Raw genomic sequence first — 21,649 nt, 5'->3', positions numbered from 1 at the left:
CCTGTCTACGTCGACTCTTTCTCCTGCCGACGCCCCGGCTAGGGTACGTCCCACTGGCCGCACCCGAGATTCGATCATAAGCTGTTAAACGGCATTCAGCATGAAAGTGCAGCACCAGGCCGGACTGTGGCGCCGGGGCAAAGGAGGCACGACGTGCGCAATCAATCAAAGGAATGGTCAAGCAGTGACGTTGCGCCCGGCGACCGCACCGACGCCTGGCAGTCTGTGCTCAGCACGAACTACCGCGAGTGGCAAGTGCCGCATCGCCTTCCCGCTACGTTTTACGCTCACGTCAAACATCACGACTTCGCTGGAGCCAGCATTGTCGAGACTGTGTGCGACCCCTGCACAGGCGAGCGCACCTGGGGCCAGGTGCGGCACGACGACGAGCTCTACGTTGGCGTGCAGCTCACGACGGAAGGGCGGGAGCGCTTCAAGATTGGCGGCGCTGGGGTTGAAGTCGCAGCCGGTGATGTTGTCGTCTGGACAACGGACCGGGCGGTGGAATTTGAAGTGCTTGAGCGTCTGCACAAAGTGACGCTCATGATTCCATGGTCCGTGATGCGGGAGCGCCTGCCGGAGCGGAAGCAACCTCCTGCCGGTGGGAAAATCGAAAGCCGCACGGGTGTGGGTTCACTGCTGGCCGTCCACCTCCTGGCTCTTTCGAATGAAATCGCGGCCCTTGATGAGCGCGTTCAAGGTTCGGTCAGCAGGTCGACGCTCGAGCTACTCGGCATTGCGCTCTCGGGGCAGCAGCCATCAGCCTTATTCGACGCGAGTGCAGCCATGCTGAGGCGCGTGCAGGACTACATCCTGCAGCACCTGCATGAAGACGACCTTAGCCCGACCCGCATCGCGGAGGCAAATCGAATTTCGCTGCGTTACCTTCATATGCTTTTTCATCGCGGCGACATGACCGTTTCCGGATGGATTTTGGATAGACGTTTGCACGCCTGCAAAGAGGCGCTAACAGATCCGGCATATAACCGGCAGCAAATATCGGAAATCGCATTTCGCTGGGGCTTCAACTCGACGAGCCATTTTTGCCGCGCTTTTAAGGAGAAGTACGGCTCCTCACCGGGCGATGTACGCAGGATAACGGAGTTTCGCTCTTAGGCGCGTTGACGTGTCGAAGCGGCCGGTTAGACCACGCGATCGCTGGACGCCTATCGTAGAGCACACGGCAATAACACTCGCGTTGGGCGTCAAGGCGCGTTTTAGACGTAGTGTCCCGAGCGTTCCAGGACCTCAATTTTGTAGCCGTCAGGGTCCTGAATAAAGAAGAACCGTGCTAGCCTCTCCTCACCGCGCTTGAACTCCTTAACGGGTGTTGGATTGATGCCGAGTCCGCTCATCCGCGTGTGCTCACTTTCCAGATCTGCTACGGCCACGGCGATGTGCCCGTAGCCGTCACCATGTGTATACGCCGGTTCACGGCCCTTGTTCCACGTAAGTTCAATCTCGAAGTCATTTTCTTCGTTGCGAAGATAAACGAGCGAGAAATCCTGGAAATCCAGGCGGTGACTTGTTGACAGCCCGAGAGCGTCCTTGTAGAACCGCAAGGAACGTTCAAGGTCGTGAACCCGCACCATCGAATGAATTATTTTGGCCACTTTGTTTCCCAGATATGTAATGCGCGACGCGGAGATGTGGCCGCGGCGCACGAAGCCCATTGAAGGGAGACACGACAGCTTGTCTCGTCGTTGCCGTTCACGCCGAGAGCGATGTGAACGTCTGAACCGAGATCTTCCCGTTCTTGACGAGCAGCGTATCCGTCGCGAGGGTAACCCAAGGCTTTGCCTCCCACGCGAGGTAGGCGATCTCGCCTTCCGTACTGAGGCTCGTGATTTTGAATGCCGCCCAGAATTCGGGGGCGGCGCCGTCAAGGAACGCTTTGAAGAAACCTGTTATTTCGCTACGGCCACGAAAAGTCTTGTCGGGCGTGATTATCGTAGAGCTATCGTCGTAGTCCTTGAGTATCTCATCGATACCCTGTGCAAACGCACTGAGATGATGGTCGAGAACCTGCTTGGTCGTCCCTTCCGTGTGTTGAGAAGAATCTGACATGGTGAGCGTCCATGAAATCGAATGGCGGGCCGGCAATGCGGGACACTGCCGGTGCATGGAAAAGGTGTCGCTGGCTTATCCGGCGTACGCGCGCTGGGCTTCGTCCCATGTGACGACTACGATGGGTGTGCCATCCTCATTGATGAACGAGAGTGGCCCCAGAAAGGTCATGTAGAACTCGCTGTCGACGGGGAAGTAGGTTTTGTCGTGTCGCGCGTTGGCAGACTCGTAGCCGTAAGCCGGAGCAACAACCGTGTCGCCCCCGTGTTCGCTTCCACCTCGGACATCCATTCTGCCCTTCATCAACAGATATTCCCCCGGCCCGACGTGGAAATGCGCATTGAACGACGAGCCTGCGGGGCAATCGAAGATCGCGGTCCATGCGCCCATTTCCGGCGAGGCGTGCAACATCTTCCAACGGATGCCTCCTTTCGAAAGCGCGTCGGGGAAAGCCTTCCACGGAATGTCATTGATTTGAACTGCTTCTTCCTGAACCTTCGGCTTGATTTCCATCGTCGTCTCCTAACGTGTGCCGGGCCACTGTTCCGTTCGGCAAGGTTTGTGGGTGAAACAAAGATATCGCAGTGAATGGGGCGACGATTGCACGTCAGTGCAAGCCGAGTTGCCTGCCCGTGCAGTGGCGAATTGACGAAGGCATGATCCTTGCTCGATGGTGGCGCGGTGACACACTGGAGTTTCAGCGTTTTTTGTGCTCACCCCACTGGCACCACCCAACCGCTAGCCAAGTCTGAAGAATTGTTCCGTCAAGCGCTATCCCACGATTCTGCTTGGCACGATTTTTGGCATTGTTACGGAGGCGGCAATTATCGCGCTCTTGCATTGACCTACGTCGAAGGTCGTTACCGCTGCGATAAAAGACTGATACGGGTTATGGCATCGAAAAGCTGGCGGTCGACGCGTACGATAGGTCCTCCGTTTGAACGAGAGGTTCGACATGCATCAGTTCAGTACCTATTTCCCCTTGGCGCTGCCGCCTTTTATTTTCCTTGCGGGGCAATTCGCAGTACTTCACATCCGGAGGCGAATTGTTGTCACGGTATTTTTCTACCGCGTTTTGGCAAAGCGGCTCTCAGCCTACCGAAGAGGTCTTCCTACGAGCTCCTTCGCAAAACATGCAGGGCAACGACAGAAGTGATGAACGTCACTGCGCAGTGCGGTGGGTCCTTCACCCTATCTTGCAAGTTGACCCGCGGAGAATTCCGACGCATGGTCGATAAATGCGCGAACCTTTGCAGGTAGCAGCAGCTCGGCATGCTGTATGCCAATCTAAATTGGCGGCGCGACGTCCATCATGTCTGCCGCACGAGTGAAATTTTTAGCATCCAGGCACTGCCGCAGCGCCTCTTTCCGAATCACGCATCAATACGACTGCGAGTACGATGAGCTGCCGAATGCTCATACGGTCAGGCCGTTCGATGTAGCGACGCGAATTTGCCTTGACCGCAAGCCGCAGTTCCGCAGCGTGCATCAGAAATCGACGGGCTTGGCCAATGTGGCCTTCTCGAACCGCGTGCACGCTGTCCAAAGGTCTGCGTATCAAGGCGCCGGTAAAAGGCGCGTCAGCAGGTCAAACCATGGAATTGTCGAGTGATGGATAGTCGGTGTAGCCTTTCGCATCGCCGCCGTAAAAAGTGGCTCGGTTGTACGGACTCAGTGGCGCGCCCGCTTTCAGTCGCCGAGGCAAATCCGGATTGGCGATAAAGGCGCGGCCGAATGCGATGGCATCCGCATGTCCGGCGTCGATGGCCTGTTCGGCCGTCTGCGGCGTGAAGTTGCCGGCCGCGATCAGGACGCCCGGCCAGATCGGGCGAAAGAGCGCCGCTGCGGAAGGCACGTCCTGATGATCGACGTCTGCACGTCCGGCACCGCTTGAGCGAGGTTCGATCAGGTGCAAATAGGCGAGCCCGTACCTGGCGAGTTCACGGATCGTGTAGGTATAGAGCGGCAGCGGTTCGGCTTCACCGCTATCGCCGGCTCTTCCATACGGGGACAAGCGCACGCCCACCCGGTCCGCGCCAAACACGTCGGCCGCGGCCTGGGTTACTTCCAGCAATAACCTTGCGCGATTTTCGATCGTCCCGCCATACGCGTCGGTGCGTTGATTGCTTCGTGATTGAAGGAACTGCTCAAGAAGGTAGCCGTTGGCCCCATGTAGTTCGACACCGTCGAAACCGGCGGCCTGTGCATTGCGGGCAGCCTGCGCGAAGGATTCGACGAGCGCCGGGATTTCATCGGTCGCAAGTGCGCGCGGCGTTTCGAATGGCGCGCTTCCGAAGTCGGCGGTCATGGCCTGTCCTGCCGGCCGGATGGCGGACGGCGCGACCGGCAACTCGCCGTTCGGTTGCAGCGACGAGTGTGAGATGCGGCCCACATGCCAAAGCTGGAGGAAGATCAATCCGCCCTTTTGATGGACGGCGTCGGTGACCAGTCGCCAACCCGCAATTTGCTTCGCGGAATGAATCCCTGGGCTGGCAGGGACGCCTTGACCGAACGGTGTCACTTGAGAGGCTTCCGCAATGATCAAACCGCCGCTCGACGCGCGCTGCCCGTAGTATGTGGCATTCAGTTCGTAGGGCACGTTCCCGGGACGGGTGGCGCGCATCCTGGTCAACGGGGCCATGACGACGCGGTGGGCGAGGGCGTGACGACCCATCCGCAGTGAGGAAAACAGTGAGGATGACGACATGTGCAGTCCTTGTTTTAGCGTCGAAGACGCGATTGCGGCGGCTGTGCGAGGGAGCCGGTAGTCACGCGCGTTGCTTGCGTTAGTCTATGGTCAGCCGCGATATCGAGCGGCTGCATGCGTCTGCGCGAAATTCGGCAGCATGGCCTGCCGCGCCACTTCATACGCATCCCACTGGGCATCGTCGGGGAGTGGTGGAATCGTGACGGTTTCGCGGCGATCGAAACCAACCAGAGCCGCATCGACGAGTTCGTCCACGTTCATTACGCCGGAAATAGTATCGACATCCCTTCCGACATGAGTCCAGATATCCGTGCGCGTGGCCGCTGGCAGTACCGCCTGGACGTAAACGCCTTTGGGTTTCAGTTCGAGATCCATGGCTAGGGACAGGTAGAGAACGAACGCCTTGGTCGCGCCATAAACGCTCATCCCCAGTTCGGGAGCGAGGGCAACCACGGAGGCGATATTGACGATAGCACCGGCACCGGCCTGTGAAAAGCGCGGCGCGACTGCTGCGGCGAGGCGCGCCACGGCAGTCGTGTTCAGATCGACAAGCGAGGCGATGGCGTCAGGCGTTTGTTCGACGAAAGTGCCCGGAATGGCTGTCCCGGCATTATTGATCAACACGCCAATACGCGCATCATCGCGCAGTCGATCCTCTACCTGCTTGAGTTCCGAGACGTTTGCCAGATCAGCCTTGATGATTTCGACATTGACGCCGCTTTCGGATTTGAGCTTTGCCGCGAGCTCTTTCATGCGAGCATCGTTTCGTGCAACCAGCACAAGGTCATGGCCGCGCTTCGCAAATCGATCTGCATACATGGCGCCGATACCGGCGGAAGCGCCCGTAATGAGCACCGTTGGTTTCTTGGACATCCCGTTTGCTCCTTCTTGAAGCAGTTAAGGTGTATAGATTATAAGCGTAATCTATGAAATCAGACACGCCGGCCGGCCGGGGCAACGCCGATGAAGCCACTCGGCCTACCTTCAGTTTGGCTATATCCGGGGCGCCCAGTGTAGGTCGGCGACGCATTCACTGTAGCGAACGTCGCGTCGGGCCTCGAGAGTGGTTAGTCAAACCGAAAGTTACTGAGGTCGATCGACACAAGCAGCACGTCGAGGACAGGGTTCATGTCAGGCCCGCGTAAATAAGCCCGGCGCATGGTGGGGAAATACAGTCCTTCGACCTCCAGGTAATCGGAGACGTATTGTGCAGCGGAGAATCCGCCAGAGATGTCGACGGTGTAGTCGTGGCGACGCAGCAGGAAGTCTTCGCCCCGCCGGAGACAATGGTCGCGGACACCTTGTTGAACTTGTTCCACCGTTCAAGGCCGCCATGTGCGGTTATGACTTGCTTAAGAAAGTTACTCACTTGGTTTCCTACGTTGGTAAAAGCGATATTGAAGAGAAGCCGTCCGGGCCTGACGCAGCCTGTTTTGAGCGAGGACCCTGCTTGCGTGGTTCTGCGTCTGGGGCATCTCGATCAGAGCGTGCCGAGGTGGGCAAGTGGCCGGCGATGGTAAGCGACGATCAACCCAGGTGATAGTTGGGGGCTTCCTTGGTGATCTGCACGTCGTGAACGTGTGACTCCTGGAGACCCGCCCCCGTGATTTCCACAAACTCGGCCTTCTCGTGTAGTTCTTCTATCGTGTGGCAGCCGCAGTACCCCATGCTCGCACGCAGGCCGCCGATCAGTTGAAACAGAATCGGGCCGACGGGACCTTTGTACGCAACGCGACCCTCGATGCCTTCCGGCACGAGCTTGTCGATGCTGGCGGAATTGTCCTGGAAGTAGCGATCGGCGGCTCCGTCCTTCATCGCTCCGACCGATCCCATGCCGCGATAGGACTTGTATTGGCGACCGTGATAAAGGAATACGTCACCTGGCGCCTCTTCGGTGCCCGCAAACACGCTTCCCATCATCACAGTGTTCGCGCCCGCCGCAAGGGCCTTGCTGACATCGCCCGAGAAGCGCACGCCGCCGTCCGAGATCAGCGGTACCCCGGAACCTTTTAGCGCTTCGGAGACGTTCACGATCGCAGTAATTTGCGGCACGCCGACGCCCGCGACAATCCGCGTTGTGCAGATAGACCCTGGGCCGATGCCTACCTTGACCGCGTCGACGCCATGCTCGACAAGGGCTCTCGCAGCACTCGCCGTTGCCACATTGCCGCCGACAAGCTCGATGCGTGGGAAATTCTGCTTGATCCATCGCACGCGTTCGAGGACGCCTCTGCTGTGACCATGCGCGGTGTCGACGATGATCAGGTCGACGTCGGCCTGAACCAGGCGCGACACGCGCTCGTCGGTATCATCGCCAACTCCCACCGCTGCGCCTACGCGAAGCTTGCCCTGATCGTCTTTGCACGCGGCGGGATGCTCACTTTGCTTGGTGATGTCTTTGACGGTCATCAACCCACACAGTTCGAACGCGTCATTGACTACCAGAACGCGTTCAAGACGATGAAAATGCATGAGCGCCTGTGCTTCCGCAAGCGGAGTGCCTTCCGGCACGGTTACAAGATGCTCGCGCGGTGTCATGATGACGCTCACGGTCACGTCGAGACGCGTCTCGAAGCGCATGTCACGATTGGTGACGATGCCGAGCAGCCTTTTCCCTTCGACTACCGGAAAACCAGAGATTCCATGCTGTCGGGAAAGGGCAATGACATCTCGCACTTTCATCTCGGATGAAACCGTTATCGGATCGCGTACTACCCCCGACTCGAAGCGCTTCACCTTGGTGACCTCATGTGCCTGTTCTGCAGGCGAGAGATTCTTGTGAACGATGCCGATCCCACCCTGCTGCGCCATCGCGATGGCCAGGCGTGCTTCGGTGACGGTGTCCATCGCTGCGGATACGAACGGTATGTTCAGGGAGATATTGCGCGTGAGTCGCGCCTGAAGGACAGCATCGCGCGGCAACAGATCGGAGAATCCCGGGATCAGCAGGACGTCGTCGAAGGTAAGTGCTTTTTGAATCAGGTTCATCGGAATTCCTGGGTCATTAGAGTGTCGGCCGTCGAAGAGAGGGTCGCCGCGGATGGAAGCACCCTCCATCAAGGATGATGATGTGTCGAATGCTGCCTGATGAAGGCGCCGTCCGGCGAAATGCCGACGTCTCGCTCCGGAATGCTGGGGGTGCATCCTCGCAACTGCCTGCCGACGTCGCCGGGAAACTGAGCGTCGATTCGGCTAATCATGCCAACACCCGCACTTCAAATAGGCGTATATACGCCTATTATGGTTCGCGTTGACGTTTGACAAGCGCTATGTGGAGTGGAGGAGACCGGCTGTGAGGGCCGCCTCTGATGCCAGCAAAACCTCGAATTCGGGGGCCCGCCCGGATAGCGTCGAATTGGACGCACTGGTACTCGTTCATGGCTTCCTCGATAGCCACGCAGTCTGGAGTCCACTGATCAAAGCACTTCCGTATACGGAAATTCCAGCAGTTGCTGTAGATCATTCATTGCTCAGTTGGGTCTCGACGCAAACTGCCTGTCGAAAACACCTGGCTACGCGTATATTCTCGCTTTGAGGAACATTTCAGCATATACGGAGCTTCTGATGCGAAAAAATACGCTAGACGACATCGACGGTCGCTGCAATTGCCTTGCTGCGCGCCGAGCCTCTCGGTACCTGACGGCGGTGTATGACCAGGCGCTGGGTCCAGCTGGTATCCGCGTGACGCAGTTCTCGATTTTGCACAAACTTGTCAGGGAGGGTCCTCTCGCAATTGGCGAACTGGCGGCGGCCATGGCAATGGATCGTACGACATTGTCCGCAAACCTGAAGCCGCTGGAGCGGGACGGGTTGATCGATATGGTGCCTGGCGAAGACCGGCGGATGAAGAATGCCGTTCTTACGAAGACAGGATTGGCGCGCTATCGTAAGGCGCTTCCGATATGGCGAGCGGTCCAGAAGCAGTTCGAAGGGCGTTATGGAATGAAGCGGGCGGAGGACTTGCGTAAGTCCTTGCATGACGTGCTGGGCAGCGGCTTCGATCCGTGGGCAGAGGGCGAGACGAATGTGACGGTGCAGTAGGCTGATCAATCGAAGAACGGCAAGAGCGCAGGGAGGTCTGCGAGGACCTTGCGCGACAACCCGCGCAAATTGCCATCCAGGAGGAAGCCGCGTATCTTTCGCAGTCGCACGAGGAAACGCTTGAGCGAGTTCGAGTCCGCGCGCTGTCAACGATGCATGGCCCCAACGTCATGCCGCGCCGGCCCCGGAATGTCACGATGCATGCACACGAAAGACCGAAACAGCACTGTCCAGTTGCCCCGCCTGCTCTTTCAACGACAGCGCCGCCGCGGACGCCTGCTCAACTAGCGCCGCATTCTGCTGCGTCACCTGGTCCATCTGGACCACTGCGCTATTGACCTGTTCGATGCCCTTCGACTGTTCTTCAGACGCGGCGGCAATCTCACCCATCAAGTCACTGACTTTCCGCACCGAAGCCAGGATGTCCGCCATCGTGCCGGTTGAACGATCAGCCTGCCGCGCGCCCGTCTCGACTCGGGTCAGCGAATCGGTAATCAGCTCCTTGATCTCTCTCGACGCCGTTGCGCTGCGTTGCGCCAACGAACGAACTTCGCTGGCGACAACCGCGAACCCGCGCCCCTGCTCGCCCGCGCGTGCCGCCTCCACGGCCGCGTTCAGCGAAAGGATATTGGTCTGAAACGCAATCCCTTCGATGACACTGGTGATATCGGCGATCTTGCCGGACGAATCGGACAAGCTCCGCATCGTCTGAACTACTTCCTGTGCCGCAAGGTTGCCCTGCTCAGTGAGCAACTCCGTGCTGCGAACCACCTGACTGGCCTGCTTCGCGTTGTCGGCGTTCTGACGAACCGTCGAGGTCAGCTCTTCCATTGACGAGGCGGTCTCTTCCAAAGACGCGGCCTGCTCTTCAGTTCGTTGCGACAGATCCAGGTTGCCGGCAGAAATTTCCTGCGCGGCGATGTCAATCGATCGCGATCCGTCTCGCACGACACCGATCGTTTGTACCAGCTTGCGTTGCATTGTCTGGAGGCCCGCCATCAAGCGTCCCATCTCGTCGTTCGTGTGTATCTCGACCCGAGTAGTCAGGTCGCCACTGGCAATCGCGTTGAAATGGTCCAGTGTTATCGCAAGTGGCTCGCCTATCGCGCGTTGCAGCGTCCACCACGCCATCATCGCCGCGCCCAGCGTTATCAGAATTCCCGCAACGCCTACACCTACGAACCAGTGAAAGCGCGCTTGCGCGGCATCAAACGTCGCTTTGGCAGCGGAGACTTGCATGGCGGTCAGCGCATCCATGCCGTCAGTGACATCGATGAACATCGACGCCGGCGTGTGCAAGGCAACGTCAATGAGCTTCGCTGAATCGTGCGCTGAAATAGCATCGAGCATTGGCTCCAGGCCGCCCGAGAGTAGCTTTTCAAATTTCGAGTTCACGTCGGCCGCACGGCTGGTTTCGTCAGGACCGGAGAGCGGGAGCGCGCGATACTGTTCCCATGCTTTCTTCGACACAACAACCAGATCGCGAGCAGCTTGTGCTTGCTGCGGTACACCGGGACCGGCAGGATCGAGTGCTATGCGAAAAAGCCAGAGACGCGCTCTTGCCAGCGAAACACTCGCTCGATTGAGCACCTGCGAGGATGCGAGCCGGTTTGAATAAAGCTCTTGCACATCGCTATTGCTCATCGCTACGCCGACGATGCCCATGATGCCGACGACGATCAGCAACGCACTGAGAAGACCCATTGCCATCGCGAGGCGGACACGGATACTGGTGTTTTTGAACATGCCAATAGAAGAAGTGAGATTGAATAGGGGATGAGGCGTCGTCAACATTGGAAGTGACGCGCTGGGTCAGGCACTCAGCACGTTGCCAGGGCAAGATGTCTGAGTAGAGTTCCATGATGTTGTTTACGGCGTAACGCCGTGGATCTTTACTATTCTTGCCAGACAGCGTGAGCAGGTGTACGGCAAGTAGCGAGCCAACACCGGTTTTGCTTTCGATGCGTCCCCCAGCAGGCGATTGCTTGCGCTCGGGCATCCGTCTAATCTACCTCGCATCAAGCCCAGCTGTCGGTAGGATTTTCCCAGAAACCAGCTTTGCATCCAGGTGTATGTTGCTGCCTTAATTCAGAAGGTCAGGCGCCCATCGTTTCGCAAGCGCCCGATACTCGCCTTGGAACAGGTCCTTCCAGGCGCGCAGCAGTATGAAAGCCGCCAGTCTGTGCGGCACAGGCACACCGAAGCGTTCGTTGAGTACATCATGGATTTCATCCTGATGTACGCGAAGGAACGGGTTGACGATCAGTTCGTGTCCGATGGTTGTCGGTAGCGTCGGCCGTCCCGCCAGACGCAGCGCTGCTGCCTTTTCCTGCCAGAGCCTGATGCTCTCATTGCCGGGCTCACATAGTCGCGCGAATTCGAGGTTGGAGAGCGTGTATTCATGGGCGCAATGCAGAAGCGTGGACGGAGGCAAAGTCGCCAGTTCGTCCAAAGACTCGAGCATCTCTTCCGCCGAGCCTTCGAGCAGCCGGCCGCATCCACTGGCGAACAGGGTATCGCCGGCGAACAGGTGCCCGGGATTGTCATTGACTCCTGGCTGGAAAAAGACGATATGCCCATGTGTATGCCCGGGTGTCGCGATTACTGTTGCGCGGAACGACGGTTCCGTGACTTCAACCTCGAAGCCTTCGCCCACACAACATGTGACGCATTCGATACGCTCCCGCGCGGGCCCATAAATCGGCGTGTCAGGCTTTCCGCACGAACGCAGCAAAGCCCGAACGCCTCCGACGTGGTCGTCGTGATGATGAGTCAGTAGCACGGCCGTGACGGTCAAGCCTCGAGACCCGCAGAACCGCTCGACGGGCTCCGCCGCACCGGGGTCGACGACAATCGCGTGCGCGCCGTCCGAAATCACCCACGCGTAGTTGTTGTCAAAAAAAAGAACCGGGGTGTATTCGAGGCTAGTTGCCATGCTGCCTGGACAGGCGTCGCGGATAGATTGACCGCGTGCACCCATTCTGTGGAGTCGGGGACGTTTTAAACTTACAACCCAATGGGCACCCACGATTGACTCTCAGCGCATGACGCGTTGACGCGTCGTGCAAAGCTGGGAGCGGAATCGTGCCCTTATCTCGTCCCGTACGCCGAGGCGACATGCATGGCGTCGGATACCGGCGGCGGTTTGCACGCTGCGGACCGAAGTACGGCCGTTTTACGGTGCTATCCGGGCGCGAGCGACATTTTCGCGTACCAACCGCTGCATGATCAGTTCGACACCGGACATTGCGCCAGCCGACCTCCCTTCACAAGCCGTGCGTCATGTTGGCCTCATTTCTCGAAGCGAGGTGGGCGAGCGGCAGTAGCGACGTCAGCGCGGGGCCGTTGTCATCGACGCCGTCAACGACTTTTTTTCCGTGGACGCAAGCGCGGATTGATCGAAGATTTCCGCTATCCACTCGACGAAGACTCGAACTTTGGGGGCAAGGTGCCGGTTGTGTGGGTATACGGCGGATAACGACATGGAGCGGGACTTCCACGGTTTCAGGATTTCCGTAAGCTCGCCGGAGGCCAGGTGCGACACGATCATGAAGAGAGGTGGCTGGATTATGCCTGCTCCGTGGAGTCCGCACATTACGTAGGCATCGGCGTCATTGACAGAGAGGCCACCGCCCATCTTGATCTCGGCGCTTTTGCCATGCACTTCGAAGTTCAGTTCGGTAGTGCGGCCAGTACGACTCGAGAAGTACTGTACTGCGATGTGTTGCTGCAGTTCTTCCAGCGAATGTGGCTCGCCATACCGCGCGAGATAAGACGGGCTCGCAGCAGTTACCGTGGAGAGCGCGCCCAGCCGCCTCGCAACAAGGCTGGAATCTTCCAGCTTGCCCACCCGGATAGCGCAGTCCACGCCTTCCTGAATCAGATCCACGGGACGGTCACCAAACCCGATCATGAGATCGACGTGAGGGTACCGGTGTCTGAACTCTTCAATGCGGGGCATCACCACGATACGACCGAGTGAGCTCGGCATGTCGATTCTCAGTTTTCCGCGGGGGCCTTTGCCTGCGTTGGCAAGACTGTGCTCTGTCTCGTCAACATCAGCGAGGATACGCACGCAGCCTTCGTAGTACTCCGCGCCCTCGGGAGTGAGGTTAAGCCGGCGAGTGGTCCGTTGCATCAGGCGCACTTGCAGGTAAGCCTCCAGGTTCTTGATGATGGTGGTTGCCGACGCATGTGGGAGTTGCAATGCATCTGCCGCACGGGAGAAACTGTTCATCTCCACGACCTTGGTGAAGACCTTCATAGCCAGGAGCTTGTCCATATTCCCTTGCCTCACGCTTAGCGACATACCCCCGGGAAATCAAGCGGGGACGCGGTTGATATTTCTGCGATCGTCAATATCCAGCTCATCTAATTGCCGTTTCTTCGACGGTTTGCCCATTGTTTTAAATCTAAATATCGGCACCCTATAGGTCCCGCGGGGCGAATAAACCGAGCTATCAAAAATACTCTATTTGCTTGCTTGGAACAATCAGATTAACGGTGATTGGTTCGTGGGCATCGGTGTGAGTTTGAGCAATGTGCACGCTTTCGCCAGCCAGTTGCTCGATGGAACAGCGCTTGCCGGTGAATGATCTGGCGGCTGAGTGCCTGGTGCAAGCGAGCGCTTCGCGCGCTATGTTCATACACTTCGAACCGTCTGACACGCCACGCCAAACGACAATCTGCCTGATTAACCCAAGTTTTCGTCAGGCCAACACTCTTACCAATAGTGTTTCGTCTGACGAAATGCCGGACGATGTAACCTCTATAACGGCGGCGTTGCTAGCACTGCTGCTTAGTCATGGCGTAACGATGTGCGAAAGGGTTGTTGTTAATCGCTTTCAAATCAGATTATGAGAATAATTGAGCGTATCCAGTGTCGATTGTTCATCCATCGGGGCGGCGCCAGTCGATCACACGGTCACTGCGACGGAGCGACCTCTGAGAGGTAGGCGAAGCGAAGCTCGGTCGAGACAGCGTTCAACAGCTTCTCTGCCAGATTCCCGTCGGACGTTCCTCGTGCAAGCAGTGATGCACCCACAAGTGCAGCGAGAATTGCAGCTGCCTTACTGGCGCGCCGGGCGATGTTGCTTTCGCCCAGGCCTTGCTCGACAGCAGCGAGCGCCTCTTCCAGATTGCGGTTGAAAATGTCACGCGTTGCTGGATTGCTTCGCCGGATATCTGCGGTAAGGGAGGAAAATACTGCGCATGATGCAAGGTCATCACGCTGCGCCGGTGACAGATATTCGTCAATTGCCTTGCCGAGCTGACAGCTGGCCAGTTCGTTCCAGTCGGCTGTGTGAGCGAACGCCACGGATACGGCTTCCGCGTTCAAGGCCTCTCTGGACGAGAAATGGTTGTAGAAACCGCCAACTGTGATGCCGACTTCCTCCATTATTTCGGAGATGCTGACGCCTTGGATTCCCCGTTCGCGAAACCGTTTGGCGGCTACTTCGAGGATACGCTCGTGGGTCCGTAACTTATCTGACTGAGAATGTCCCATGATAGCGATGTCGTCCCGTAGGCATAAATCTGAATGATGATTGTACGCCAGATTTTTGTTGAACTGTCATCGGCAGGAAACAACATCGTGTTATCAGAAATTGAATGGAGTACTATAAGAATTCGTGTGAAATGAAAATTGCATGGCTGTTCTTGACGGCCGCGAATGGAGATGGTTTCGCGATGAAGTCAGAAAATGTAACCGTCACGATTGTGATTGACGGTGTCGCCTTTTCTCGCACCGTAGAGAAGTCCGATCCCGAACTTCCCGGCGAGATTCTTTCTTCCGTATGCGAATTTTCCGTCAGCAATGCATGAGCGTGAGACGCTGTCCAGCGCACGACAACCCGAGCTCAGCGCGAGCTCATTGGTGCAAGAACGGGGCGTAGGCTGGGGCACGGTGCACGCGATGTGCGCGGATGCGGAAACTTATACAATGGGTTCAGGCTTGCCAGAGGGAACTGGCGAACCCGTCCAGGATAGTAAGAAGCGGTTTCTATTTCTTTCGGAGGGGAGATGGCTTGTTCGGTATTGCTCGGCGCAGGGTTCACGCGTAATTGGGGTGGCTGGCTTGGGTCGGAGGTATTCGAATATTTGCTCGGATGTCCCGAGGTTAGATCGTCACCAGCTATCAAGGAGTTGCTTTGGCGCTTCAACGAAGTCGGCGGATATGAATCTGCCTTGGCGGAGCTGCAGGGTAGGGCGAGGCTCGATCCCGAAAGACACTCCGCCGATTTGCGAAGCCTCGAGACGGCAATTCGAGCGATGTCCAGGACGATGGACCATTGCATATCCCGCCTTGAAAATTTTGACCTCGGTCTCGGGAACAGGTCAGTGCGAAAATTCCTGAGCCGGTTCGATGCAATCTTTACCCTGAACCAGGATCTCCTTCTGGAATATCAGTATCTCCAGCGGTGGGATGGGGTCGAGCTACCAGGGATGCGATTGTCATCGAACGCGGGCTCTGGTCCGTGCGGAATCCCGTGGACGGACCAGTGGGTTCCTGCGAGTGAAAACGAATTTCGCGTCACTGCGAATCGACAGCCGTGTTTCAAGCTACACGGGTCTTGGAATTGGGTTGACAGCGTAGACGGCTCACTGCTTATCGCAGGGGGCGAGAACGCTCGCGCGCTTGGTCTTCCTCCCATTCTCGACTGGTATCACCGGCAATTCGCGCACTATGCATCTCAGCCTAACCATCGACTTATGACCATTGGCTACGGCTTCCGTGACATTTATATTAATGATGTAATCGCGAAGGCAGTGGCTGAAAACGGATTGCAGCTTTACGTCATGGCGCCGGAGGGTTCGGACGTTGCCGCGAATGCGCCATTGTCGTCCGGCGATGGACGCGGGGGGCGGGCCGTCGTCGAGAATGCATTCCGTCACGGACTCATAGGAGCGTCGCGCCGGCCGCTAAACGAAATCTTTGGGGAACGCGAAACGCTCGAACTAAAGAAAGTCTTGCGATTCCTCGACGGCTAGCTGTCCTCTAGCGCCCGATCGGACATGTCTCAGCTGCTGCACTCGTATGCCGAGGCGGCTAACGTTAGAGGAAGGCATCGTTAAGCATGACGATGCCTTGTCCTTCAGCATGCGCGCGACTCGTCATCGTAGGCGTGCACGCAACGTGTCATCGGAACCATGATCCCCCTACGTAGAAGATCGTGATAACAGCATGAAAAGTTGTTCCAATACTTATTTATAAAAACATAGTAATGCTATGTAATTGAAGCTAGTGGTGAAGTGAAACCAGAGCCGGAGGTACGCCAGGCGTATCGCTTTGGGCGCGTTGCCAGGAGGATTGGGGAGCACTGTCCACGCGTAGACCCGGGCGAAGGGCGCTGCCGCGGCGACAGTCAGCATACGGCTAATGTCGAACTGAAAACCGAGGCGGCTGACCGGTACGATCGCACGTATATCAGGGCATGTCGGTCGGGTCATGCAGGCACGCAGTGCGAAGCCTCAGGGCAACCCTTACGTCTACGACAACAATCTTTTGCACCTCGTTTGCTTGAGAACGAACCCGATGCGCGCATATCATGCAGGGGTCGTCCTTTGCTCCACCATGCGGCGGCGCCATCTGCGAAGCCGCAGGCGCAACGAGTCATGGCGGGTGATACTTGCAGAATCAACCGACGGTGGTTGTCCAGATTTTCAAGGGTGTTTGTTTGGAAGGTCTTCTAGAGGTGCTGGGTCATGCCATGCTAAATATCGCAATGGATATCGTGTTTATCGACCTCGTTACGGCGATGCTAGCGGTGGCGGCGGTTGTGGGTATGGTTTTGCTTGTGGGCTACGCCTGGGACTGGACCGAATAACGCCGCCGCGCACGCATCTTTTCTCCTGGCATCCCCTCAACAAGTCGACAGTGGCTCGTGCGGCACGCCCGCTATCACACCCTCCGGCACCCACGATGGCACAAGCGGGCGGTTAGACGGCGCGGTACGCGCAAACCGGGGCAATTCAGCCTGATCGGCCGCGAGCGTAACCGGCAGTTCGTCGCGCAATAACTCGACCCAGGTGCGGACCTTCGGATCGAGATACTGGTGCGAGGGATACAGCGCGTACAGATTCATTTCCTGCGACGTGTACTCCGGCATGATCCACACCAACTTCCCGCTGCGCAGGCCATCGATCGCCGAGTAGACCGGAATCAGGCCAATACCCATCCCCTCACTCACCGCCGCCGCCGCGGCGTCGGCGACATTGACCCGGAAGCTTGCGGCCTCGTGTGAGAACGTCTCTCGGCCGTTCGGCCCGTCGAAGATCCATTTATCAGCCGGAAACACCGGCGTTACCGTTTGCAGGCAGGTATGCCGTCCGAGATCGGCGGGCACCAGCGGCACGCCGTTGCGTTTCAGGTACGCCGGCGATGCACAGGCAATGCTGAATACGCCGCCCAAGCGTTGCGATACCAGTCCGGAGTCAGGTAGATCCTGTGCGAGCACGAGCGCAACGTCATAGCCTTCGTCGAGCAGATCCGGCACACGCTGCGCGAGCGTCAACTCGACTTGCACTGCCGGATAACGTTGCTGGTAGCGACGCACAGCCGGCACGACGTAGTGTTGGGCGAAGCTGGTCATCGCGTGAACTTTCAGCTTGCCGGACGGATGAGCCTCTGCATCACTCGCCTCGGCTTCCGCCTGATCGATATACGCCAGAATCTGCTCGCAGCTTTGCAGGTAGCGCTCGCCTGCCTGGGTTAGCGCGATGCGGCGGGTCGTGCGATTGAGCAGGCGCGCCTGCAGATGAGCTTCGAGATCGGAGACTGCGCGCGACGCATATCCCGTTGTCGTGTGGAGCTGCTGCGCAGCGCCGGTAAAACTGCCGGCCTCGACGACGCGGACAAATATGCGCATGGCTTGAAGCGTATTCATACCTATCCTTGCTTAGACGGTCGCAATTGTCACACGGATCGTGAATGCATTTATTTCGCTGATTGCAAGACTTCGTTGCGTGCTGGATGACGTATTCACTACGGAATCGAAAATACAATGCTGACCTACGCGCATTTTTTAGCATTAGAGAAAAAATCTACCGCGAGCGCTGTTGTGCGTATACGTCAATTCGCTCGGCAGGCTGATTCGAGCAACAACGCGTTTCCAGTCTGAAGATGCTGGCTTCGAATGAAGCTGACCGGGCGAAAATGAAGATTGCGCGGCGACCGATGCGAATCTTGCATCGTGCGTATATAGTGATTGGCGTGCTGACTTGCGGCCGGGATCGGGGCGGCGGTGATCTTGCGGGTATGTCCCGATTCGGGTTGTCCGGACATCGAGGGTCAACCTGTGCGACGGCGATTCGTCTAAAGGAAGGCGTGTTTTAGTTTTCTAAATTCTTGCATCTGCGATGGAATTGCTATGGACTATGTGGAAACCTTGCGTCTGTTTCGTTCCGTTGTGGAGGCGGGAAGCTTCACGCGAGCTGCCGACACATTGGGCGTGACGACACCCGTTGTGTCTCGGGCGATCTCTTCACTCGAACAAAGATTGGGCAGCAGATTGTTCCATAGGACGACACGCCAGATTTCGTTGACCGAAACTGCCGAGCGTTTCTATGAACGATGTACCAAGATATTGGACGACCTCGAAGCGCTCGAAGCTGAAACGCTCAAGGAGACACGTGAGCCGACAGGCGTGTTGCGCCTGGTCGCACATACGACAGCGACCGTGTATCGCCTCGTCCCCCTTCTGGCGAGCTTCAAGCGGCGCTATCCGAAAGTGAGTCTTGAGGTCACGTTGGTGGAGCGGCCCATCGATCTCGTTGCAGACGGGTATGACCTTGGTATTGTCGTTCCCTATATGCTCACAAGTGACACGACGGTGACGAGATTGCTGGAGTGGGTGCCGCAAATCGTTGTGGCGTCGCCGGCGTACCTCGAAACCCATCGGACGCCGACCACACCTGCGGATCTGGAGGAGCATACGTTCGTGACGATGTCTCCATCGTTCCGGAAGCCGACACTCACCTTCAAGGTGGACGGCAACGAAATGACCGTGCCGATGAAGTTCGACGTTGCATCCAACAACCCGGCGTTCAATTCCGAGATGGTGCTTGAGGGTTTTGGCCTTGGCGTCCTGCCAGCGGTGCTCGTTCACGACGAACTTGCCTCGGGTAGGCTCGTGCGTGTACTGGATGAATTCGAGCTCGCCGAAGGCGGAATCGAGATCCGTCTCGCATACGTGACGAAAACGTTGATGCCGGCGAAGGTGCGCGCTTTCATCGATCACGCGACTTCATTCTATGAAAGTGGGACACAACCGTGACGTGGGCGGCCGGACTCGACTGGTGACTTCGAATGTTCGGAAGCGATGGCTGATGTGGCCATGATGGTCGGGGGGGCTGGTTCTTTCTCGCGTGGCGGCAACCGCCAACCCACGCATGTTCGGCGAAATCTTGAAGGCCGTACGAAACCGACTCGGCGACAAGATCGCGAATTAAGCGCAGGCATGCTGACCACTCTCGGATCTCGTAAGAACGACACAAGGTCTCCTCTCGGAAGTGTTCCATTCCGCACAAAAGTGCATTGACCGGTTGAATCCTCCGCGGCATTCACGGTTCGCACGGCCTCAATATATTCCGGCTGGGCGCCCATTAGCGATCACCAGCCAGCCATCAGACCCGGTGACACCGCCCCGGATCCTGGGTGACGGGGGCGGGAATCATGCCGGGCCTGACTAAAGAACAGTTCACGCGTGCCGTTATGCATATGCACGCTTCGCGGACAAGGCACACGTCGGCGATCGGGCGCGCTCGCGCCATTGTTCCCAATGTATTCGGAGAGATCGCCGGCAGTTGTCATCGCCAGCTGCGGGCCGTATGAGACGCCGACCCAGAGTTGTAGAGACCGCGCACCTGCATCAGACCAACAAGAACGGATAACTGAGGGACCCGTATGAAACAGCCAGACGAGTTGCTGCACGCGGTCTATGTGAAAGCCGACAGGCTAATGATTGCTGTCGTATGGGGCTTGTTTGCGATCTCTTGCCTGCTGGCGATACGCGACTACAACTTGCACGCCGTACTTTGGGTCGGTATGCCTGCAGCCGCTGTCGCGTCAATGCTGGCTTACTGGCGCGCAGGCGCGCTGGTGACGCGCCTCTTCCTGGCTGCGAGCCTGATGACATTCGCTGCATTGCAGATTCATCAGGAGCGCGGTCTGACTGAATTGCACTTTGGCGTCTTTGTGCTGATGTCATTCCTCCTCGCCTATCGGGACTGGCGACCGATCATCTGTGCTGCCTGCGTCATCGCGTTGCACCACTTCACGTTCAACTATCTCCAGCTTGCCGGATTGGATGTCTATTGTTTCACCGAGCCCGCGTGGTCGACCGTGCTGTCACATGCGGCCTACGTAGTCGTCCAGGCCGGATTGCTGATCTTCATCTCGCGGCATATGAAAGCCGATGCACAAACGGGCCGTGAACTTGCCGTTCTTGGCGAAAACCTTTCACGGCAAGCGGGTCAATTCGACCTGCGCCTTCCGCCCATGAAGCTCGAGGGGACCAGCAGCCGCACCTTCAAGGACACACTCAACGCCATCCACGATGCGATGCGGGAAATCACCATGACGATCGACCAGATGGCGGCTTCATCGGACAACATCGCTGAAGAAAACCACACCTTGTCGCAGGAGTTCACTACACAAGCCGAAACGCTCAACGCGACCAACACTGCGATGGAGCAGATTGCGCAACGGATCAGGGAAAACGCGGAACATGCGGCATCGGCAAACAGCCTCGCGCGGCAGACCTCAACCGCGGCGAAGCAAAGCGAGCAAGTCGTCAGCGAAGTCGTCGACAAGATGAATGAGATCGATGAGGCCGTCCATCGGATGGGCGACATGATCGCGATGATCGAGAGCATCGCGTTTCAGACTAACCTTCTAGCGCTCAACGCGTCGGTCGAGGCGGCCCGCGCGGGTAGTCACGGACGAGGTTTCTCGGTGGTGGCCGAGGAGGTCCGTACACTCGCTCATCGGAGCGCGAGCGCCGCACGCGAAATCAAAGGCCTGATCGGCGATTCGTTGCAGCGCGTCGAGCGCGGTTCGACCCTAGCGACACGCGCTGGTGCGGCCATGCGGCACGTTGTTGGCCACGTGGAAGACGTCGCCGGGTTGATCGCGCATATCAGCGCGTCAAGCGATGCCCAAAGCCACGATGTCGATCGGTTCAGTCAGGGCATGGGCAAGATGGACGCGATACTGGAGCGCGATGTCCAGCACGTGAGAGGCGTCGCTTCAGCGTCGGCAAGCTTGCGTGAGAAAGCGCGGACATTACGTGAGGCGATGTCGATTTTTCTCGTCGAGCACGACACGAACTAAGCCTGAAGGTGGTTAGGTTCCAGCAAGTACGAGTTGTCTTCGAAAAAGTGTATTGGGATGTAGTTGGACGTTGCCACGGCGTTGCCCTGGAATGACGAGCACACGATGAGCCCCAATGGAACGAGCAGCGAGCCAGGACCGTTGACCACTCGGAGAGCTGCAATATTCGCTCGACGACATGAGGGTAACTGGGACATGGACGTGTCACATGACTCCGAGCGCACGTCAAGTTGACCTGGAGTGTAAGTGCCCCGGTCGAGTAGCGACGAGCCGCCGATTTCTTGTTTTCGCTTTCCATGGCGCCATTAGCCGTTCCATCAGCCCGCGATCAGCCAAGAGTCAAACATTCCTTCCGGCACGGTGGTTTGTCCCGCCACTGCCTTGCCGTGACTATTGCCGTGACGGCAGCAATTTTCTGCAGTTCTGGAGAGCAGGGAACGCCCACCATGAATCGACTTCTGGCAGGTGATACCGGATTATCCACACGGCCGAGAAAAAATTGA

19 protein-coding genes are annotated in these 21,649 nt (G+C 57.6%); 7 read left to right on the top strand and 12 right to left on the bottom strand.

What is annotated here, in order from left to right; all coding sequences use genetic code 11:
* Window positions 1-153 precede the first annotated feature (153 nt).
* Window positions 154-1,116, top strand: coding sequence for a helix-turn-helix domain-containing protein (locus tag P3T22_RS31270; RefSeq protein ID WP_429327053.1), 963 nt, complete (start codon window positions 154-156; stop codon window positions 1,114-1,116).
* A 101-nt stretch (window positions 1,117-1,217) separates the two neighbouring features.
* Here P3T22_RS31270 and P3T22_RS31265 read toward each other — a convergent pair whose 3' ends face one another.
* The 7 genes from P3T22_RS31265 to guaB form a co-directional block, all read right to left on the bottom strand.
* On the bottom strand, window positions 1,218-1,613 hold the full coding sequence (locus P3T22_RS31265; RefSeq protein ID WP_063500709.1) for a VOC family protein: 396 nt from the start codon (window positions 1,611-1,613) through the stop codon (window positions 1,218-1,220).
* A 97-nt stretch (window positions 1,614-1,710) separates the two neighbouring features.
* The gene (locus P3T22_RS31260) at window positions 1,711-2,067 is read right to left on the bottom strand and encodes a nuclear transport factor 2 family protein (protein WP_429327052.1); all 357 of its coding nucleotides are present in this window, start codon (window positions 2,065-2,067) and stop codon (window positions 1,711-1,713) included.
* A 75-nt stretch (window positions 2,068-2,142) separates the two neighbouring features.
* Window positions 2,143-2,580: a cupin domain-containing protein gene (locus P3T22_RS31255; protein WP_429327051.1), complete on the bottom strand. Its 438-nt coding sequence runs from the start codon at window positions 2,578-2,580 to the stop codon at window positions 2,143-2,145.
* A gap of 1,075 nt (window positions 2,581-3,655) precedes the next feature.
* The gene (locus P3T22_RS31250; protein ID WP_063499080.1) at window positions 3,656-4,774 is read right to left on the bottom strand and encodes an alkene reductase; all 1,119 of its coding nucleotides are present in this window, start codon (window positions 4,772-4,774) and stop codon (window positions 3,656-3,658) included.
* 90 nt (window positions 4,775-4,864) lie between these two features.
* Window positions 4,865-5,647, bottom strand: a complete 783-nt coding sequence (locus tag P3T22_RS31245; protein WP_429327050.1) for an SDR family NAD(P)-dependent oxidoreductase — start codon at window positions 5,645-5,647, stop codon at window positions 4,865-4,867.
* A 194-nt stretch (window positions 5,648-5,841) separates the two neighbouring features.
* Window positions 5,842-6,093: a hypothetical protein gene (locus P3T22_RS31240; RefSeq protein ID WP_429327049.1), complete on the bottom strand. Its 252-nt coding sequence runs from the start codon at window positions 6,091-6,093 to the stop codon at window positions 5,842-5,844.
* A gap of 208 nt (window positions 6,094-6,301) precedes the next feature.
* Window positions 6,302-7,762: an IMP dehydrogenase gene (gene guaB / locus P3T22_RS31235; protein WP_429327064.1), complete on the bottom strand. Its 1,461-nt coding sequence runs from the start codon at window positions 7,760-7,762 to the stop codon at window positions 6,302-6,304.
* Window positions 7,763-8,338: 576 nt separating this feature from the next.
* On the opposite strand from guaB, the gene P3T22_RS31230 reads away from it, so the two are divergent.
* Window positions 8,339-8,815, top strand: a complete 477-nt coding sequence (locus P3T22_RS31230; RefSeq protein ID WP_429327048.1) for a MarR family winged helix-turn-helix transcriptional regulator — start codon at window positions 8,339-8,341, stop codon at window positions 8,813-8,815.
* A 192-nt stretch (window positions 8,816-9,007) separates the two neighbouring features.
* Here P3T22_RS31230 and P3T22_RS31225 read toward each other — a convergent pair whose 3' ends face one another.
* The 4 genes from P3T22_RS31225 to P3T22_RS31210 form a co-directional block, all read right to left on the bottom strand.
* On the bottom strand, window positions 9,008-10,561 hold the full coding sequence (locus P3T22_RS31225) for a methyl-accepting chemotaxis protein (RefSeq protein ID WP_429327047.1): 1,554 nt from the start codon (window positions 10,559-10,561) through the stop codon (window positions 9,008-9,010).
* Between the two features lie 337 nt (window positions 10,562-10,898).
* Entirely contained in the window at window positions 10,899-11,795 is an 897-nt protein-coding gene (gene gloB, locus P3T22_RS31220) for a hydroxyacylglutathione hydrolase (RefSeq protein ID WP_429327046.1), read from the bottom strand.
* Window positions 11,796-12,146: 351 nt separating this feature from the next.
* Window positions 12,147-13,097, bottom strand: coding sequence for a LysR family transcriptional regulator (locus P3T22_RS31215; protein WP_063499087.1), 951 nt, complete (start codon window positions 13,095-13,097; stop codon window positions 12,147-12,149).
* Between the two features lie 642 nt (window positions 13,098-13,739).
* A complete protein-coding gene (locus P3T22_RS31210; protein WP_429327045.1) occupies window positions 13,740-14,321 on the bottom strand; it encodes a TetR/AcrR family transcriptional regulator in 582 nt (193 codons plus the stop codon).
* Between the two features lie 131 nt (window positions 14,322-14,452).
* Between P3T22_RS31210 and P3T22_RS31205 the strand changes: the two genes are divergently transcribed.
* From P3T22_RS31205 to P3T22_RS31195, 3 genes are all read left to right on the top strand, one after another.
* The gene (locus tag P3T22_RS31205) at window positions 14,453-14,638 is read left to right on the top strand and encodes a hypothetical protein (RefSeq protein WP_429327044.1); all 186 of its coding nucleotides are present in this window, start codon (window positions 14,453-14,455) and stop codon (window positions 14,636-14,638) included.
* Window positions 14,639-14,836: 198 nt separating this feature from the next.
* Window positions 14,837-15,805, top strand: a complete 969-nt coding sequence (locus tag P3T22_RS31200) for an SIR2 family protein (RefSeq protein ID WP_429327043.1) — start codon at window positions 14,837-14,839, stop codon at window positions 15,803-15,805.
* A 638-nt stretch (window positions 15,806-16,443) separates the two neighbouring features.
* Entirely contained in the window at window positions 16,444-16,641 is a 198-nt protein-coding gene (locus P3T22_RS31195; RefSeq protein WP_063499091.1) for a hypothetical protein, read from the top strand.
* A gap of 36 nt (window positions 16,642-16,677) precedes the next feature.
* Here P3T22_RS31195 and P3T22_RS31190 read toward each other — a convergent pair whose 3' ends face one another.
* Window positions 16,678-17,700 carry a LysR family transcriptional regulator gene (locus P3T22_RS31190; RefSeq protein WP_429327042.1) on the bottom strand — a complete coding sequence of 341 codons (1,023 nt, stop codon included), beginning with the start codon at window positions 17,698-17,700 and terminating at the stop codon, window positions 16,678-16,680.
* Window positions 17,701-18,183: 483 nt separating this feature from the next.
* Between P3T22_RS31190 and P3T22_RS31185 the strand changes: the two genes are divergently transcribed.
* Both P3T22_RS31185 and P3T22_RS31180 read left to right on the top strand, forming a co-directional pair.
* Window positions 18,184-19,089, top strand: a complete 906-nt coding sequence (locus P3T22_RS31185) for a LysR family transcriptional regulator (protein ID WP_063499092.1) — start codon at window positions 18,184-18,186, stop codon at window positions 19,087-19,089.
* Between the two features lie 629 nt (window positions 19,090-19,718).
* A complete protein-coding gene (locus P3T22_RS31180) occupies window positions 19,719-21,146 on the top strand; it encodes a methyl-accepting chemotaxis protein (protein WP_429327041.1) in 1,428 nt (475 codons plus the stop codon).
* Window positions 21,147-21,649: the final 503 nt, after the last annotated feature.

Source organism: Paraburkholderia sp. GAS348 (genome assembly GCF_050434205.1).
Classification (GTDB): Bacteria; Pseudomonadota; Gammaproteobacteria; order Burkholderiales; family Burkholderiaceae; genus Paraburkholderia.
The sequence above is the reverse complement of the archived record's forward strand: the minus strand, read 5'-3'. Positions and strand labels throughout refer to the sequence as shown.

Excerpts from the sequence above, each read along its gene's own strand:
- guaB (WP_429327064.1), bottom strand. The coding sequence starts at position 7,762 with ATGAACCTGATTCAAAAAGCACTTACCTTCGACGACGTCCTGCTGATC.
- P3T22_RS31225 (WP_429327047.1), bottom strand. The coding sequence starts at position 10,561 with ATGTTCAAAAACACCAGTATCCGTGTCCGCCTCGCGATGGCAATGGGT.
- P3T22_RS31245 (WP_429327050.1), bottom strand. The coding sequence starts at position 5,647 with ATGTCCAAGAAACCAACGGTGCTCATTACGGGCGCTTCCGCCGGTATC.
- P3T22_RS31200 (WP_429327043.1), top strand. The coding sequence starts at position 14,837 with ATGGCTTGTTCGGTATTGCTCGGCGCAGGGTTCACGCGTAATTGGGGT.
- gloB (WP_429327046.1), bottom strand. The coding sequence starts at position 11,795 with ATGGGTGCACGCGGTCAATCTATCCGCGACGCCTGTCCAGGCAGCATG.
- P3T22_RS31185 (WP_063499092.1), top strand. The coding sequence starts at position 18,184 with ATGGACTATGTGGAAACCTTGCGTCTGTTTCGTTCCGTTGTGGAGGCG.
- P3T22_RS31260 (WP_429327052.1), bottom strand. The coding sequence starts at position 2,067 with ATGTCAGATTCTTCTCAACACACGGAAGGGACGACCAAGCAGGTTCTC.
- P3T22_RS31215 (WP_063499087.1), bottom strand. The coding sequence starts at position 13,097 with ATGGACAAGCTCCTGGCTATGAAGGTCTTCACCAAGGTCGTGGAGATG.
- P3T22_RS31205 (WP_429327044.1), top strand. The coding sequence starts at position 14,453 with ATGAAAATTGCATGGCTGTTCTTGACGGCCGCGAATGGAGATGGTTTC.
- P3T22_RS31180 (WP_429327041.1), top strand. The coding sequence starts at position 19,719 with ATGAAACAGCCAGACGAGTTGCTGCACGCGGTCTATGTGAAAGCCGAC.
- P3T22_RS31190 (WP_429327042.1), bottom strand. The coding sequence starts at position 17,700 with ATGAATACGCTTCAAGCCATGCGCATATTTGTCCGCGTCGTCGAGGCC.
- P3T22_RS31230 (WP_429327048.1), top strand. The coding sequence starts at position 8,339 with ATGCGAAAAAATACGCTAGACGACATCGACGGTCGCTGCAATTGCCTT.
- P3T22_RS31210 (WP_429327045.1), bottom strand. The coding sequence starts at position 14,321 with ATGGGACATTCTCAGTCAGATAAGTTACGGACCCACGAGCGTATCCTC.
- P3T22_RS31255 (WP_429327051.1), bottom strand. The coding sequence starts at position 2,580 with ATGGAAATCAAGCCGAAGGTTCAGGAAGAAGCAGTTCAAATCAATGAC.
- P3T22_RS31250 (WP_063499080.1), bottom strand. The coding sequence starts at position 4,774 with ATGTCGTCATCCTCACTGTTTTCCTCACTGCGGATGGGTCGTCACGCC.